At 61.1% G+C, this 14,833-nt stretch carries 14 protein-coding genes; 5 read left to right on the plus strand and 9 right to left on the minus strand.

The genetic code is table 11. The features are described 5' to 3' along the window. Window positions 1–23 precede the first annotated feature (23 nt). Window positions 24–446: a DUF4124 domain-containing protein gene (locus ACZZZU_RS20360; protein WP_122492682.1), complete on the plus strand. Its 423-nt coding sequence runs from the start codon at window positions 24–26 to the stop codon at window positions 444–446. A gap of 60 nt (window positions 447–506) precedes the next feature. Beyond that, window positions 507–863 carry a PilZ domain-containing protein gene (locus ACZZZU_RS20365; protein WP_122492681.1) on the plus strand — a complete coding sequence of 119 codons (357 nt, stop codon included), beginning with the start codon at window positions 507–509 and terminating at the stop codon, window positions 861–863. A gap of 561 nt (window positions 864–1,424) precedes the next feature. Here ACZZZU_RS20365 and ACZZZU_RS20370 read toward each other — a convergent pair. The 7 genes from ACZZZU_RS20370 to ACZZZU_RS20400 all read right to left on the minus strand — a co-directional run bounded on the left by ACZZZU_RS20370 (window position 1,425) and on the right by ACZZZU_RS20400 (window position 9,375). Continuing rightward, a complete protein-coding gene (locus tag ACZZZU_RS20370) occupies window positions 1,425–2,756 on the minus strand; it encodes a DUF58 domain-containing protein (RefSeq protein WP_463551643.1) in 1,332 nt (443 codons plus the stop codon). Window positions 2,757–2,790: 34 nt separating this feature from the next. Further along, the gene (locus ACZZZU_RS20375) at window positions 2,791–3,918 is read right to left on the minus strand and encodes an AAA family ATPase (RefSeq protein ID WP_463551644.1); all 1,128 of its coding nucleotides are present in this window, start codon (window positions 3,916–3,918) and stop codon (window positions 2,791–2,793) included. Continuing rightward, window positions 3,915–5,189, minus strand: a complete 1,275-nt coding sequence (locus ACZZZU_RS20380; RefSeq protein WP_463551645.1) for a DUF4350 domain-containing protein — start codon at window positions 5,187–5,189, stop codon at window positions 3,915–3,917. The genes ACZZZU_RS20375 and ACZZZU_RS20380 overlap by 4 nt, the downstream gene beginning before the upstream one ends. Then, entirely contained in the window at window positions 5,186–6,784 is a 1,599-nt protein-coding gene (locus ACZZZU_RS20385; protein ID WP_463551646.1) for a DUF4129 domain-containing protein, read from the minus strand. The genes ACZZZU_RS20380 and ACZZZU_RS20385 overlap by 4 nt, the downstream gene beginning before the upstream one ends. Continuing rightward, window positions 6,771–7,748, minus strand: a complete 978-nt coding sequence (locus ACZZZU_RS20390; protein WP_463551647.1) for a stage II sporulation protein M — start codon at window positions 7,746–7,748, stop codon at window positions 6,771–6,773. The genes ACZZZU_RS20385 and ACZZZU_RS20390 overlap by 14 nt, the downstream gene beginning before the upstream one ends. Further along, entirely contained in the window at window positions 7,745–8,470 is a 726-nt protein-coding gene (locus ACZZZU_RS20395) for an RDD family protein (protein WP_463551648.1), read from the minus strand. The genes ACZZZU_RS20390 and ACZZZU_RS20395 overlap by 4 nt, the downstream gene beginning before the upstream one ends. 92 nt (window positions 8,471–8,562) lie before the next feature. After that, on the minus strand, window positions 8,563–9,375 hold the full coding sequence (locus tag ACZZZU_RS20400) for a DUF975 family protein (RefSeq protein WP_122492676.1): 813 nt from the start codon (window positions 9,373–9,375) through the stop codon (window positions 8,563–8,565). A 227-nt stretch (window positions 9,376–9,602) separates the two neighbouring features. Here ACZZZU_RS20400 and sbcB point away from each other — a divergent pair, with 227 nt between their 5' ends. Then, window positions 9,603–11,036 (plus strand): exodeoxyribonuclease I, encoded by a 1,434-nt coding sequence (sbcB, locus tag ACZZZU_RS20405; protein WP_463551649.1) that lies wholly within the window; start codon window positions 9,603–9,605, stop codon window positions 11,034–11,036. Window positions 11,037–11,146: 110 nt separating this feature from the next. On the opposite strand, the gene mvaT is transcribed toward sbcB, so the two are convergent. Continuing rightward, window positions 11,147–11,521: a histone-like nucleoid-structuring protein MvaT gene (gene mvaT, locus ACZZZU_RS20410; protein ID WP_122492674.1), complete on the minus strand. Its 375-nt coding sequence runs from the start codon at window positions 11,519–11,521 to the stop codon at window positions 11,147–11,149. Window positions 11,522–11,813: 292 nt separating this feature from the next. On the opposite strand from mvaT, the gene purU reads away from it, so the two are divergent. Together purU and ACZZZU_RS20420 are read left to right on the plus strand one after the other, a co-directional pair. Next, window positions 11,814–12,665, plus strand: coding sequence for a formyltetrahydrofolate deformylase (gene purU / locus ACZZZU_RS20415; protein WP_463551650.1), 852 nt, complete (start codon window positions 11,814–11,816; stop codon window positions 12,663–12,665). Window positions 12,666–12,682: 17 nt separating this feature from the next. Beyond that, window positions 12,683–12,856, plus strand: coding sequence for a hypothetical protein (locus ACZZZU_RS20420; protein ID WP_463551651.1), 174 nt, complete (start codon window positions 12,683–12,685; stop codon window positions 12,854–12,856). Between the two features lie 52 nt (window positions 12,857–12,908). Here the strand turns inward: ACZZZU_RS20420 and ACZZZU_RS20425 are convergent, their stop codons facing one another. Further along, on the minus strand, window positions 12,909–14,786 hold the full coding sequence (locus tag ACZZZU_RS20425; protein ID WP_463551652.1) for a methyl-accepting chemotaxis protein: 1,878 nt from the start codon (window positions 14,784–14,786) through the stop codon (window positions 12,909–12,911). Between the last annotated feature and the right edge of the window lie 47 nt (window positions 14,787–14,833).

Consider the following 14,833-nt stretch of genomic DNA (forward strand, 5'->3'; position numbering starts at 1 on the left):
GCGTTGATTCAAGGAGGAAGGTGATGCGCGTGTGGTTGTTATGCGTCGCGCTGCTGCCTAGTGTGGCGGCGGCAGAAATCTACAAATGGACGGATGCCAATGGCACGGTGCACTTCGACCAGCGCCAGGTATCAGGCTCGGCGCCTGTGGCGGTGAAGCCGCAAGTGATCGAGCGCGATGAAGCCACCCGCCAGCGCCAGGAACGCACCGACAATTTCTACAACGCTCGCCGTGAAGAGCAAGCGCAAGCCCAGCAGCGCGCGAGCAAACAGCAGGCCGAAGTCCACAATTACTGCGCAAGCCTACGCAACAAACTGGCGCAGATTCCCCCTGGTAGCACGTACTACTCCGTCAATGACAAGGGCGACCGCGAGTATTACAGCGACCAGCAACTGGACACCGCTCGTCGCCAAATCAGCCAACAAATTGCTCGCGACTGCGACTGAGGCTGGCCCTCCCTATAAGCAGCGGCCATACTCAGGGGCCGTCCATAGCGATTTGCCATCATGCGAAGTGAACGCCGAATCGATCGACATCAGTTGCCGTCTTACCTGAATGTCTTCAACCGCATCACCGACAAACCCATGGGCCATATCGGCAACGTGTCGCTGGATGGCTTGATGCTGATCAGCGAGCTGCCCATGCTCGTTGGCGCGCGGTTTGAAATGTGTTTGAAAATTCCGGGGCCGACTGGCCAGCGCATCATCAACTTCTCCGCCACCTGCCAATGGTGCCGCGAGGATGTCACCCCGGGTGGTTGGGACTCAGGCTTCTCGCTGGTGGCACCGCCGCCGGATTACGTTGAAATGGTTGACGCGTTGCGTCAGTACTTCACGTTTCAAACCTTGGCTACGCCGGTTTAGCTGCTTTTCGCTCTGCAATCAAAACCCTCTCCCCAGCCCTCTCCCGTAAACGGGCAGAGGGGGCGAAGTCGTGCGCGAATTGATTCCCCTCGCCCGCTTGCGGGAGAGGGGTTAGGGGAGAGGGAGGGGCGCAGCGCAGATCCGAGTCCGCCGCTGGGCTCTCTGTAGGAGCGGCTTTAGCCGCGAGTTGTTGATCGAAAAGCTCGCGGCTAATCGGAATGCCGCCCAGCCGCTCCTACGGAGGCGTAGTTTGGCGAAGCTGCCGAGCCGACCGTTAAGTGCGCCGCCATTCGAGATCGTCGGGGCTAAGGTTTGGCAAGGCGCCCCGCAGCTTTAAAGCGCAGCGTACTTTTGTACGTGAGCATTTAAAGCGAGGGCGCAACGCCGCCAGGCCGACGCCCCGGCGATCGTCCAGGAATATTCCAACCAAATCGAGATCGTCGGGGCTAAGGCTTGGCAAGGCGCCCCGCAGCTTTAAAGCGCAGCGTACTTTTGTACGTGAGCATTTAAAGCGAGGACGCAACGCCGCCAGGCCGACGACCCGGCGATCGAAAGCCGAACCTAGAACACGCCGGCTTTTTTCCAGGCCAGATACCGCTCGACGAGCTCCGGCCCCAACTGGCTCGGCCTTGCATCCAGCACCGGCACGCCATGGGCGATCAACCGTTCATGCAGCCCGGCACGCGCATTTAAATAATCCACCGTGCCGCAGTAGGCCAGCGCCTCTTCGTAGTTGTGCACGGGATTGTGGCGCAGGCTGTCGAGTACTTCTTCGCGCAAGCTGGTGATCAATACGCGGTGTTGGCGGCCGAGGCGTTTGGCGGCGGCCAGCAGTTCTTCGTCGTCTTCGTCGCGCAGGTTGCTGACGATCACCACCAGCGCGCGGCGGCGTTGGCGGGCGAGCAGGGCGTCGATGGCCGCTGCGTAATCGGCAGGACGTTGCGTGCTTTGCAGGTCGTACACTGCGTTAAGCAGCACGTTCAAATGCGCCTGGCCTTTGACCGGTGCCAGAAAGCGCGGCTGGTCGCCGGCAAACGTCGCCATGCCCACAGCGTCGCCTTGGCGCAAGGCTACGTAGCTGAGCAGCAGGCAGGCGTTGAGGGCGTGGTCGAAATGGGAAAGGTCGCCGTCCTGGCTGCGCATACGCCGGCCGCAGTCGAGCAGGAAAATAATCTGCTGGTCGCGCTCGTCTTGATACTCGCGGGCAATCGGCGTGCGTTTGCGTGCGGTGGCTTTCCAGTCGATTTGGCGCAAGGTGTCGCCATCACGGAATTCGCGCAGCTGCTGAAATTCCTGACCCAAGCCACGGCGCTGTTGCTGGCGCACGCCCAGTTGTCCGAGCCAGTCGTCCACGCCTTTGAGGCTGGCGTCGTAGAGCCTTGCGAAGTCCGGGTACACGCGCGTGGCGCCTGGCAGCTCCACGTAGCGCCGGCCTTGCCAGAGTTTCAGTGGGCTGGGGATGCCCAACTCACAGCGTTCGAACGCGAAGTGCCCACGCACCAATGGCCGCACGCGGTAGCTGAATTGCGTTTGTTCGCCGGGGCGCAGCTCGATGCGTTGCGGCAGGTAGTCGACGTCCATGCCGGCGGGCACGTGGTCGAACACCTCAAGTTGCTGGCGATGTCGCAAGCCGTGTTGCGCAACCAGCTGCACCTCGCCCCAACGGCCGAGCGACAAGTTGCCCGGCAAGGTGCGTGTCAGCTGTGGCGAGGGCAGTTGCCGCAGCCACAACACGTCCAGGCCGCTGACCAGCAACAGTGCCAGCAGCGCCGCCCACCAGAGCGTGTGCAAGGTCGGCGGCACATGCACGTCCACGGCCTGCAAAATGCCCAACACAATGGCCAGGCTCAGCAAGCCGCCGAGTAGCAGCAACAGCAGGCGCGACGGTTTCATTGCGGCCCTTTATTAGCCGACATGGCGAAGTGGGTCATAGACGCGGCGCTGCCACCTGGTCGAGTAACTGTTGCAGCACCTGATCCACCGACAACCCTTCGATATCCAGTTCCGGCGACAAGCGCACGCGGTGGCGCAGCACCGCCAGGGCGCAGCCTTTCACGTCGTCGGGGGTCACGAAGTCGCCGCCACGCAGCAGCGCACGGGCACGGCCGCCACGCACCAAGGCAATGGAGGCACGCGGGCCGGCGCCAATGGCCAGACCCGGCCAGCTGCGCGTGGCACGCGCCAGGCGCACGGCGTAGTCGAGCACTTGTTCATCAAGGGCCAGGTCGCTGGCGATTTTCTGCAGCGCCAGTACGTCTTTGGCTTGCAGCAGCGGGCGCAGTGGCACCACGTCGAGCATGTCGGCGCGCGATGAACGACTGACCTGGCGGACCATGGTCAGCTCTTCGTCGAGCTGCGGGTAATCCATGCGCAGCTTGAGCATAAAGCGGTCGAGCTCGGCTTCGGGCAGCGGGTACGTGCCTTCTTGCTCGATCGGGTTCTGCGTGGCCAGCACCATAAACGGCTGAGCTACCGCGAGCGCACGACCTTCCAGCGTGACCTGACGTTCTTGCATCACTTCCAGCAGCGCCGCCTGGGTTTTCGCCGGGGCGCGGTTGATTTCGTCCGCCAGCAGCAAGTTGGTGAACACCGGGCCTTTGCGCAGCTTGAACTGCTCGGACTGCAGGTCGTACACCGCGTGGCCGGTGACGTCGCTTGGCATCAGGTCGGGCGTGAATTGAATGCGCGCGAATTCGCCGCCAAAGCAGCGGGCCAGCGCGCGTACCAATAGGGTTTTACCTAAGCCCGGCACGCCTTCGAGCAACACGTGTCCGCCGGCCAACAGCGCAGTCAGCACATCGTCGATAACGGCGGTCTGGCCGATCAGCGCTTTTTGCAATTCCTGGCGCAACGCTTGGGCCAATTGAATGGCGCGTTGGCGCTGGGCGTTCGCCGGCGGCGCGGCAGGGGCCGGGGCGGGCGGTGGCGTCAGCGCGCCAACAATGGCAGCGGATGCTGGAGCCGGGGTGGGCTCCAGGGCTTGCGGGTCCAGCTCCAGTTCGGTGGCGGGGGCATCGACTGGGCGGCCGGGCTGATCGGGCGTCTGTTCGCTCATAGGGCATTCCTGAGGGTTTGCAGGTGGGCGACCTGGCGGGTGAATTCGGTGGCGGAGATCCGCTGTTTCGGCAGCGGACGCATGGCTTGGCTAATGGCACTGCTGGGTAAGCGACTGAGACGGCCAAGCACTTGCCATTGGGGGGCAATGTCCAGCCGTTCGAAACCTGGGTGACGACGACGGGCCTGGCGCTGGATATCGCGCTGCAGCCCTTGCAGCAGGCTTTGCGCGCCACTGTTGCGGCGCAGGAAATCAGCGCTACCGCGCAGGTGTTCTTGAAGCTGGCGGCGGGCCAGGCTGGCCGGCGCGAGCAGCGGACCCTGACGACGGCCGTTGGCCCACAGTACCAGGGCGATCAGCAGCGCCAAGGCCACCAGCGCTTCGGGGAAGTTGCGCCACAGCAGCGTGAGCAAGTCGTCGCGGTCGGCGCGATACAACAGCGTGACTTTGCTGTCTTGCGTGAGGTACCAGAGCAGCCAGGCGTTGTCGTAGTCGGCGATGCTTTCGTTCTGCCAGATCCAGCTGTCGGTCAGCACCGTTACCAGGCCGTCGCCGTGGTTGAGCTGCAGCATGTGCGTGGAGTCGGCACTGTTGGCCCAGGCTTGGGCCTGGTTCTTGGCGTCGAACAAGTGGTAGTCGGTATCGAAGTTGATATAGGCCGGCGCCTCTTCGTTTTCCAGGTACAGCTTGGTCAGCTCGGGATAAAGGTCCGCGTCTGCGTCCGCCTCGTCGCCAGGCCCGGGTTCTTGCGGCTCGTCTGAATCGTCGCGCTGTGCTTCTTGTTCGCTGCTGTCTTCGGCAGTGGCTTGTTCTGAGTCTTCGCTGTCTTGGACTTCGGTGTCTTGGTCGAGGTCGTCGGTGAGCAGTTGGTGGATGCCCAGTTTGTCGAGCAGCAGGTCGTCACTTTTGCCTTCGTCTTCATCCCACAGCGACTCTGCCACCACCAGCAGATGCCCGCCTTTGGCTGCCCATGCCAACACGCGCTCGGTTTGCCGTGGGGTCATCTTTTCTCGCGTGCCCAACAGCAGCAAGGTATTGCCTTGGCTCGGCAAGGTGCTGAGCACCTCCAGGCCGTCGGCACGGGTGACGCTGATCTGCCGGTCTTTCAAAAAGGTTTCGGCCGCCAGGTAGGGGTTGGCGCCCACTTCCGGCGAGGGGCCGTGTTTGATTTCTTTTTGATAGGGCGTAGCCAGGCTCATCACATAGATAGCGGCCAAGCCGAGGAGGAAAAAGATCACCGCCGCGACGGCAAACGTGACGCGCCGGTTCATGCCTGCGCCCCCGTTTGGAACAAGCGACGCCAGCCTTCGCAAAGGCCGCGCTTGAGGTTGTCGGGCGGATTTTGGTGACCGTACGCGAGGTTCTGCCAATGGCGCGTGAGCACTTGGGTGAAGCGGGTGAGGTCACCAAGCTCAAGGTTCTGTACCAATTGCTGCACTTCGCCCTCGGTGTGCGAGCCTTTGAGGGGCAGGTGGTAGTCATGCAGCAAACGGCTGAGCAAGGCGCGGTAGAGCAAACCCAAGGCTTCGCGCGGCTGTTCGTTCCACAAGCGTTCGACGGTGCTGGCGACATCGTCTGGCAAGCTCTCCGGCGCCACGTCGAGGCCGAACAGCATGCTCGGCACCTCGCGCTTCTGCCGTTTGGGCAGAGATAGGCGTCCGGTGAACGTGCTCAGCCATTCGCGGTAGCGCCAGATAATCAGCACCACCAGCGCAATGACTGCGCCCCACAGGAACACTTCGACCGCCTTGGCCACCCACTTCATGCCTTGCCACGCTTCGAGCAGGTGCTTGATGCCCTCGAGCAGCGAGGACGCCTCGTCTTCTTTGCTGTCTTTGGCTTTTTTCGGTTCTTTCTTGGCATCGTCGCCGAAGCGCCAACGGGTGACGGTTTCGCGGTTCTCGAACGGCGGCGCGTCGAGAATTTTGCTGATGCTGGCTTGCGCGGCTTTGCTGGTCAGCGATTGGTTGGCGAGCCGGTCTTTGTCCGGGCCGAGCGGGTCGTCGAACGGAATCGGGCAACTGCCAACCACAGCCGGCTCATCGTCGGCCCAGGCGCTGCCCGGTGTGCTCAGCAGCAATGCGCTGAAGCCGAGCACCAACACATAGGCGATGCCGGTCAGGCGTTGGCGCAGGCGGCGGAACGTCAGCTCAATGTCCCAACCTTCCAGCGTGGTGCGCCGGTTCAGGTACAGGGTGAAACCGCACGCCACGTATACCGGCTCCCACACACACAGCACCAACACGTACAGGGAGTTGTACAAATGCTCCAGCCACAGCCATTCGCCGGCTTCCGGATTGATCAGGTTTTGCCAGTCCCAATCGGTTTTCATCTGCTGCGGCAGCAGCAGGTAGAACAGTGCGGTAAGGCCGAACAGCAGCGCGGTTTCAACGTGCACGCCAATCACGGTGAGCCAGGTGGCGGCGCCGGTGCTGCGTTGGCCGAGCACCACCAGGCGCTTGCTGCGTGCTTCGCCGCCCAAGCCTTCCAGTTGCATGACCGGCAAATCGAAGCTGCGGGTGAAGCTCAGGCGTCGCCAGGTCAGGCTCGCCAGCAGTTGCGGCTTAAGCAGGCGCGGCCAGGCTTTGACGGCCTGCTTGATGGTCGGGGTATTGCCGAACAGTGCTTGCGACAAGATATGCAGCGGCAAGCGGTCGAACGCCGGCTTGAGCAACCAGAACAGGAACATAGTGACGCTAGGGTAGTTCCACAGCACCGCAGTGATCAGGGCGAACACCGGAAAGCTGATGAGGAAAAAACTGCTGAACAGAACACGCAGGTGTTGCCGCGCCAGCAGCACGCCGAGGTCGATGGCTTCCCAGTTGCTGCGCGGGCGAATGGCCACGCTGGCGTCAGTCAGGCGCATGCACACCCCGACCGGCAAACACGAAATAGCTCAGCACCAGCGTCCACAACCCCGCGCCGACGATGTATTTCACCATCGGCGTGGTGAAGGTCATCGACGACCAATAGGCCTCGATAAACGCGGCGATCAGCAAAAACAGAATGACCCCGGCCACCAGTTGCACGGCGCGCCCGGCCGCCAGGCGCAACGCCTCCGCGCGGGTAAACCGCCCCGGCGCGAGCAGCGCCCAGCCCATCTTCAAGCCCGCTGCGCCGGAGAATACGATGCCAGTCAGCTCAAACGCGCCATGGCCGATCACGAACGACCAGAAGGTTTCGGTGTAGCCCACCTGGGTTAAATGACCGGCCACGGCGCCGATGGTCAGGCCGTTGAATAGCAGGAAAAACAGACTGCCCAGGCCAAACAGCAAGCCGCTGGCGAAGGTCTGAAAGGAGATGCCGATGTTGTTCATGATGTAGTAGCCGAACATCATCCAGTCATCACCGGCGTCGCGTTCGTTGCGGCCGATGCGGCGGGCGTCGGGGTCGTACATGTGTTCCATGTCTGCGACCTGATCGGGCGCCATCACGCTGTAGATCAGGTCGGGGAAGGCATAGACCAGCACGCCCATCAGAATCAGCGTGCCGAAGAACACCAGCGTGGCGATCAGCACGCTGCGCCATTCCTCACGCACCAAACGGGCAAAACCGCCCAGCACAAACTGAATGATCTGCGCGCCCAATTGGCTGCGGTGACGGTAGAACTGCTGGTGCCCACGCATGGCCAGCAGTTGCAACTGATCGATCAGGTAGCTGCTGTAACCACGTTCCTGCGCCAAGGCCAGTTGATGACACAGGCGCCGGTAGTCAGCGGCGAAGGCTTGGCTGGCCTCAGCTGAGGCTTTGCCACGCTCAAGGCTTTCGAGCAACGCGGTGAAGCGTTGCCACTCAGCCTGATGACGGCTCTCGAATACGGTCTGTTTCATGTCGGCCCCAGCAAGCCGCTGGCGATGCGGTTGAGCTGCTGTTCGGCCTGCTCGGCAGGCACTTGCAAGGGCTCGGCAAGAATGGCGGCCAATTCCTGACGGCGCGCGGCGGAGAGTTCGCCCTGACGTTCACTGAAGGCCATCACCGCGCGCTGCTCGTTGAGGCTCAGCGGGAACGGCGCCCGCAGCGGTTCGGCATTGGCGAGCGGCGGGCGCTTCAGCGCAATGTCGCGGTACACCACCACGCTGCCGGCGGCCAGGTCGCCAAGGCGCTTGAAGGTTCGGCTGTTCAGGCAGCTGACGATGCCGAAGGCATAGGAGAAGGGCAGCACATCCACAAAGCGCAGCAGGTTGCGTGTCAGCGAGGCGGCCCAGCCAATCGGCGTGCCGTCGTCGTGCACCACGCGCAGGCCCATGAACTGCTTGCCTGGAGACTGCCCTTGGTTGAGCACCTCGAACAGCACCATGTACCACCAGTTCACCAGGAAATACAAAATCGCGCCCAGGCCCATGCCCAGTTGGCCCAGCAGGGCTAACACAATGGCGGCGAAGCCCAGAATAAGGCCGCGAAGGCCCAGGTCGATGGCGAAGGCGAGGGCGCGTACCAGCAGGCCAGCAGGGCGCAAGGCCAGGTCGATGCCTTCCGGCGTTTCCACGTGAAAGCGCGTATCCAGCAAGGTGCCAGGCGCGGAGGGAAGAGCGGGGGAAGGGGAGTGAGGCATCGGGGCACGGCGTCGAGGAAAGCCCGATGCTAGCGAGCAGCAGGCGGGGAAGCAACCGGGCTATGCAGCAAGCCCGGTCGCATCGGGTCGACTTAGTTAGTCGGCACCGGACGCACACCGAAGATGGTGCGGTACAGCACGCCAATGGCCACAACCATCAACGGAATCAGCCACAGCAGGCCGATGAACAGGGTCAGACCGCTGAGGGCCATCAACACGCCAAAGATCATCAGCAGGCCGAACACTTTGAACCAGTGTTGGCCGATGGCTTTGCGGGAGGTTTCCAGTGCTTGCCACGGCGACAGGCCGCGCTCTACTACGAGCGGGATGGCGAGCATGTAGGCAACGCTCAGGTAGATGCCAGGAATCACAAACAGGAAATAGCCGACCATGATCAGCACGCTCATCAGCAGCGCGGTGATGACAACCGGCACCGAGCGACCGAAGTGGCTGAACATTTCACCGAAGCGCACCGGCTGGCCGGCGGCGGCACGGATACCGACCATGTTGATGCCCGCCAGGAACGGGTAAACCATGGCGGTGGCCAGGAAGCCAAGGAGCATGGAGCCGATCATGAAAGCGAACATCGCGCCCACGGCCATGGAGCCGTCGTCGCCGCTCATCAGACCCAGGCCCGCTACGCCGGCCACACCGAAGATGGTGAGCACGATGGTGAGGATGTTCATGACCGCGAACAGCGCGGCGTAGAACACCACGAAGCCGCCGATGATGATGCCTTTGGTGCCCTTGGTCAGGCGCCAGGCTTCGCCCAGCAGGTCGCTGACGCCGAAGTCGTAACGGCGGCTCAACGCTTCTTCAATAGTGGGAACGCTGCCGGTGTCTGCAATGGCTTGCAGGTTGCTGGCGGGTGCGGCGAAGGGATTTGGAGCAATGGATTCGGTCATGCTTACTTCCTTGTGGGTAGGTTCTCCGAGTGGCCGCATGCTAGCCGTCGGCCATCTCGGCGACAAGCCCCGCGCACGCGGTGTGTGCGGCGCTTCATACTTAGCGAGGCCGCGTAAGCAGTAGCCTTCGGGTGACTGAGCGTCTGCGTCGTGGTTTTGCGCGGTGCTAGACTGCCGCCGCTTTCCCTTCCCCATTTTCGCCCCGCAGGCCCGCATAAGGATTCGCCGTGAGCGCAAGCATCTTCTGGTACGACTACGAAACGACTGGCATCGACCCGCGCAGTGACCGACCGCTGCAAGTTGCCGGCATTCGCACCGATGAAGCGCTCAACGAGATTGGCGAGCCGGTGAATCTGTATTGCCGGCCCAGCGACGACATCCTGCCGCACCCGATGGCCTGTCTGATTACCGGTATTACCCCGCACACACTAGCCAGCAAGGGCCTGGATGAAGCCGATTTCATGACCCGCGTGCACGCTGAAATGGCCGCGCCCGCCACGTGCAGTGCCGGCTATAACAGCTTGCGCTTCGACGATGAGGTCACCCGCTACAGCCTGTACCGCAACTTCTTCGACCCTTACGCTCGTGAATGGCAAGGCGGTAATAGCCGCTGGGATTTGATCGATGTCGTGCGCACCGCCTATGCGTTGCGGCCCGAGGGCATTAATTGGCCGCAGGAAGAACAGCGCGTCAGCCTCAAGTTGGAGCGATTAACCGCTGCCAACGGTATCGACCATGGCCAAGCGCACGATGCGTTGTCGGATGTGCGCGCCACCATCGGCCTGGCCAAGTTGGTGCGCAGCGCACAACCAAAACTGTACGACTACCTCTATCAACTGCGCAGTAAACAGAAGGTGCTCGACCAAGTTCGTCTTTTGCAACCGATGGTGCATATATCTGGCCGATTCTCTGCGGCGCGTAATTACTTGGCGGTGGTAATGCCGCTGGCCTGGCACCCGCGCAATCGCAACGCCCTGATTGTTTGCGATTTGCAGAGTGACCTCTCACCATTGTTGGAGCTTGACGGCGAAAACTTGCGCCGGTTGCTGTACACCCGCCGCGAGCAATTGGCTGAGGGGCAATTGCCGGTGCCGCTGAAACTTGTGCATATCAATCGTTGCCCCGTGGTAGCGCCCATGGGCGTGCTGCGTGAAGAAGATAAACAGCGCTTGCAACTGGATATGGCAACAATCGAACAGCGTGCCGAGCAACTACGCGCCAGCCAGGCAACTTGGCAGGAAAAATTGCAAACGGTTTATGCCGCCGAAGAATTCACCCCCAGCGAAGATCCGGAACAGCAGTTATATGACGGTTTTATAGGCGACCGTGATCGACGCTTGTGTGAACAAGTGCGCACCGCTGAACCGCAACGATTGGGCCAGGAACAATGGCCGTTCGATGATGCGCGATTGCCCGAACTATTGTTTCGCTACCGCGCGCGGAACTTTCCTCACACCCTCACGCCGGGCGAACAAGAGCAATGGCGCTTATTCTGCCAGCAGCGTTTAAGCGCGCCACAATGGGGCGCGCCCAATACCTTGGCGGCGTTCGACAGCGCTTTGCAGCAGGCCTGGGGCACGGCAGATGCCGCGCAGCAGGCTATGCTGCAGCAATGGCAGAACTACGCGCTGGATTTGCGCCAGCGTTATGAGCTGCCCTAGGCATCAGAAAAACCAGGCAATAAAAAACGCCGGCATAAGCCGGCGTTTTTTCATGTCTCGCTGAGCAATCTGAAACGCACTCGCGTGGTTTGCAGATTGGCCAAGCTGCATTAGTCGAGCAGAGTTGCCCAGCCTTCAACGGCTGCAGCGCCCCACTTGGCTTTCCACTCTTTCAAGGTTTTGTGGTTGCCACCTTTGGTTTCGATGACTTCACCGGTGTTCGGGTTTTTATATTGCTTAACTTTACGAGCACGCTTGCTGCCAGTGGCTTTAGCGGCACGTGGGGCTTTGCTGGATTTAGCATCTGGATCGAGCATGGCAACGATGTCACGCAGCGATTTCTGGTATTCGCCCATCAGCGTGCGCAGTTTGCCTTCGAATTCCAGTTCTTTTTTCAGCTTGTCATCCTGCGAGAGGTTTTTCAGGCGCTCTTGCAGTTCTTTGATGGCTTCTTCTGTTGCGCGGTATTCATTGATCAGAGACATGGGCGATACCTTGAATCGGAGGTCGGGGGTTAGTGTTGGTGATAATAGTCACGCACTTAATACAAGTAAACATGTTTGAAAAGTTTTGCCTGAATTAGTTTCGAGACTATTGCGCTCGTTGTGTAAGACCAACCCAGCGCTAAATAGTTAAAGTGACTTTGCGTTACTCGGGTTTAAATCCCTGCACAGTGCAGGGCCATATGCACGCGGCGCCAAGGTGCGTGCGCCACTGCTGAAGTTTTCCCGCGCTGTCGCTAGAATGGCGGCCTTTGTGAGTTTCTGGAGTTCCCGCATGCGCACTTTTCGCTTGGTAATCGCCTGCCCCGACGGCGTCGGTATCGTTGCCAAGGTCAGTAACTTTCTGGCGACCTATAACGGTTGGATCACCGAAGCGAGTCATCATTCGGATAACCAAAGTGGCTGGTTCTTTATGCGCCACGAAATTCGCGCCGACTCGCTGCCCTTCGATCTCGACGGTTTCCGCCAGGCCTTCGCGCCCATCGCCAAACAGTTCTCGATGGAATGGCGCATTACTGATTCAGAGCAAAAGAAGCGCGTGGTGCTGATGGCCAGCCGCGAATCGCACTGCCTGGCCGATTTGCTGCACCGCTGGCACAGCGATGAGCTGGACTGCGAAATTCCGTGCGTAATCTCCAACCACAACGACCTGCGCAGCATGGTCGAGTGGCATGGCATTCCCTTCCATCACGTGCCGGTCAATCCGCTGGATAAAGAGCCGGCGTTCGCCGAAGTCACCCGCCTGGTCCGCGAAGTGGGCGCCGATGTGGTGGTGCTTGCCCGTTACATGCAGATTCTGCCGCCAGAGCTGTGCCAAGAGTTTGCCCAGCGCGTCATCAACATTCACCACAGCTTCCTGCCCTCGTTTATCGGCGCCAAGCCTTATCACCAGGCCTCGCTGCGCGGCGTCAAGCTGATTGGCGCGACCTCGCACTACGTCACCGAAGAGCTGGATGCCGGCCCGATCATCGAGCAAGACGTGGTCCGCATTAGCCACCGCGACAGCATTGAAGAGCTGGTGCGCCTGGGTAAAGACGTGGAAAAAATGGTGCTCGCCCGTGGCTTGCGCTATCACTTGGAAGACCGCGTGCTGGTGCACAACAACAAAACCGTGGTGTTCGATTAACCCTTGCGAGGCAGCCCATGAGTGATCCCCTCGACCGCGCCACCTCCACCGCGCCCGCGACGTTGGGCGAAGGTTGCCTGAGCCGCTATGACCCGGAGGCGATGGACGAACAAACGGGTACCGAGTTTGAAGAGGCGGCCAGGCTTTGGGAGGAGTTGCATCCAGAGTCGGATAAAAAGCCTGACGCGTGAGGGGGGTTGAGTTGGGCGTCGCTGCGCAGCGACGCCCAACGGCGAGAACGCGTTAAATCCTGAAACTGTCCACCAACTGCTTGAGCCGCGTGGCCTGCTGTTCAAGGTCGCCACACGCACGCAAGGTGGCGTGCAGGTTCTCGACACCTTCCTGGTTGAGCATGTTGATCTCGCTGATGTCCATGTTCAGCGATTCCACCACCGAGGTTTGCTCCTCGGTAGCGGTGGCAACCGATTGGTTCATGCCGTCGATTTCGCCAATGCGCTGGGTCACGCTGCCCAGGCGCTCGCCGGCGCGGTTGGCGATTTCCACGCTTTCTTCGCTGTAGCGCTGGCTCTCGGTCATGGTGGTCACCGACTCACGCGAGCCCACTTGCAGCTCTTCGATCATCTTTTGAATTTCCTGCGCCGATTCCTGGGTGCGGTGCGCCAGGTTGCGCACTTCATCGGCCACCACGGCAAACCCACGCCCGGCTTCACCGGCCCGCGCGGCCTCGATGGCGGCGTTGAGCGCCAGAAGGTTGGTTTGCTGGGAGATGCTCTTGATCACTTCCAGAATCTGCCCGATGTCGACGGTTTTGCCGTTGAGCGTTTCGATGTTGCCGCACGAGGTGCGGATTTTGTCGGACAGCTCGTTCATCGCCACGATGGTTTTCTCCACCACCTGACGCCCGTCTTCAGCCAGCACCTTGGCGTCCGACGCTTGCGTGGAGGCGTCGGCGGCGTTGCGGGCGATTTCCTGCGCCGCTGCACCGAGCTGGTTAATCGCCGCCGCCACGCTATTGGTGCGGTTGGCCTGCTCGTCGGAGTTCACCATTGAGGAGTTGGAGGCATTGACCACCAGCTTCGCCACTTCATTGACCTGTGCCGTGGCCGAGGACACTTCCCGGATCGAGCTATGAATACGTTCGACGAACTGGTTGAACGAGGAGGCCAGGTCGCCGAACTCGTCGTTGGACTGCACAGCCAGGCGCTTGGTCAGGTCGCCTTCGCCTTGGGCGATGTCGCGCATGGCGCCAGCCATCACGTGCAGCGGTTGCATCAGCACGCGAATCAGCATGCCCAGCAGGAACAGGATTCCGACCACGGCGACGATGGTCATGATGATGGCCGAGGCGCGAAATTCGGTGAGCATTGAATACGCTTTGTCTTTATCGACCGACAAGCCCAGGTACCACTTCACCGACGGCAGGCCGTTCACCGGGGCAAAGGTGAGAATGCGCGCTTCGCCATTGGCCTCGGCTTCGCTGATGGCGCTGCTGATGCTCGGCGTGTTGGTGGGGTAGAGGTCTTTGAGGTTTTTCATCACCAGATTTTTGTCTGGGTGCACCAGGATCTTGCCGTCGGCGCTTACCAGAAAGGCGTAGCCCATGCCGCCGAAGTCCAGGGAGTTGATGATTTTCACCAAGGCATTAAGGCTCAGGTCGCCGCCGACCACACCGGCCGTTTGCGCGGGCGTGGCGATCGTGATGATCAGCGCGCCGGTGGCGGCATCCACATAGGGTTCGGTCAGCGTGGTGGTGCCGGCGGCCATGGCGTCTTTGTACCAAGGGCGTGTACGCGGATCGTAACCGGCGGGCATTTCGCTGGTGGGGCGCATGATGAATGAACCGTCGGCGCTGCCCAGGTAGGTGAAGTCGAACGTGGATTTCTGCGCCTTCTGCTCCAACAGTTTGGCCACGGCATCGGGTTCGCTGTTGGCGGCAATGCTTTGCGCGGTGCTCTCCACCAGCACGATGCGCCCCGCCAGCCAGTTCTGGATGTTGCTAGCCGTCACCTCACCCATTTCTTGCAAATAGTTGTTCAAGTCGTCCCGGATGGCATTGCGTTGCAGGTAATCGTTGTACAGCGTGAATAGCGCGAATGCGGCGATCACCACTAACGAGGCCGCAAGCAGAATCTTGTGGCTGAACTTCAGGTTTTTGGTCATGGCTTGTTGCGTCCGGTTGGCGCTGGCGCCAGTCTTGGCTGGCTAGC

The sequence above is a fragment of the Pseudomonas sp. AC136 genome, assembly GCF_979258585.1.

Bases quoted from the DNA above. Each gene is read 5' to 3' on its own strand.
- ACZZZU_RS20400 (WP_122492676.1), bottom strand. From the start codon at position 9,375: ATGACCGAATCCATTGCTCCAAATCCCTTCGCCGCACCCGCCAGCAAC.
- ACZZZU_RS20390 (WP_463551647.1), bottom strand. From the start codon at position 7,748: ATGAAACAGACCGTATTCGAGAGCCGTCATCAGGCTGAGTGGCAACGC.
- purU (WP_463551650.1), top strand. From the start codon at position 11,814: ATGCGCACTTTTCGCTTGGTAATCGCCTGCCCCGACGGCGTCGGTATC.
- ACZZZU_RS20380 (WP_463551645.1), bottom strand. From the start codon at position 5,189: ATGAACCGGCGCGTCACGTTTGCCGTCGCGGCGGTGATCTTTTTCCTC.
- ACZZZU_RS20365 (WP_122492681.1), top strand. From the start codon at position 507: ATGCGAAGTGAACGCCGAATCGATCGACATCAGTTGCCGTCTTACCTG.
- ACZZZU_RS20385 (WP_463551646.1), bottom strand. From the start codon at position 6,784: ATGCGCCTGACTGACGCCAGCGTGGCCATTCGCCCGCGCAGCAACTGG.
- mvaT (WP_122492674.1), bottom strand. From the start codon at position 11,521: ATGTCTCTGATCAATGAATACCGCGCAACAGAAGAAGCCATCAAAGAA.
- ACZZZU_RS20395 (WP_463551648.1), bottom strand. From the start codon at position 8,470: ATGCCTCACTCCCCTTCCCCCGCTCTTCCCTCCGCGCCTGGCACCTTG.
- ACZZZU_RS20425 (WP_463551652.1), bottom strand. From the start codon at position 14,786: ATGACCAAAAACCTGAAGTTCAGCCACAAGATTCTGCTTGCGGCCTCG.
- ACZZZU_RS20420 (WP_463551651.1), top strand. From the start codon at position 12,683: ATGAGTGATCCCCTCGACCGCGCCACCTCCACCGCGCCCGCGACGTTG.
- ACZZZU_RS20375 (WP_463551644.1), bottom strand. From the start codon at position 3,918: ATGAGCGAACAGACGCCCGATCAGCCCGGCCGCCCAGTCGATGCCCCC.
- ACZZZU_RS20370 (WP_463551643.1), bottom strand. From the start codon at position 2,756: ATGAAACCGTCGCGCCTGCTGTTGCTGCTACTCGGCGGCTTGCTGAGC.
- ACZZZU_RS20360 (WP_122492682.1), top strand. From the start codon at position 24: ATGCGCGTGTGGTTGTTATGCGTCGCGCTGCTGCCTAGTGTGGCGGCG.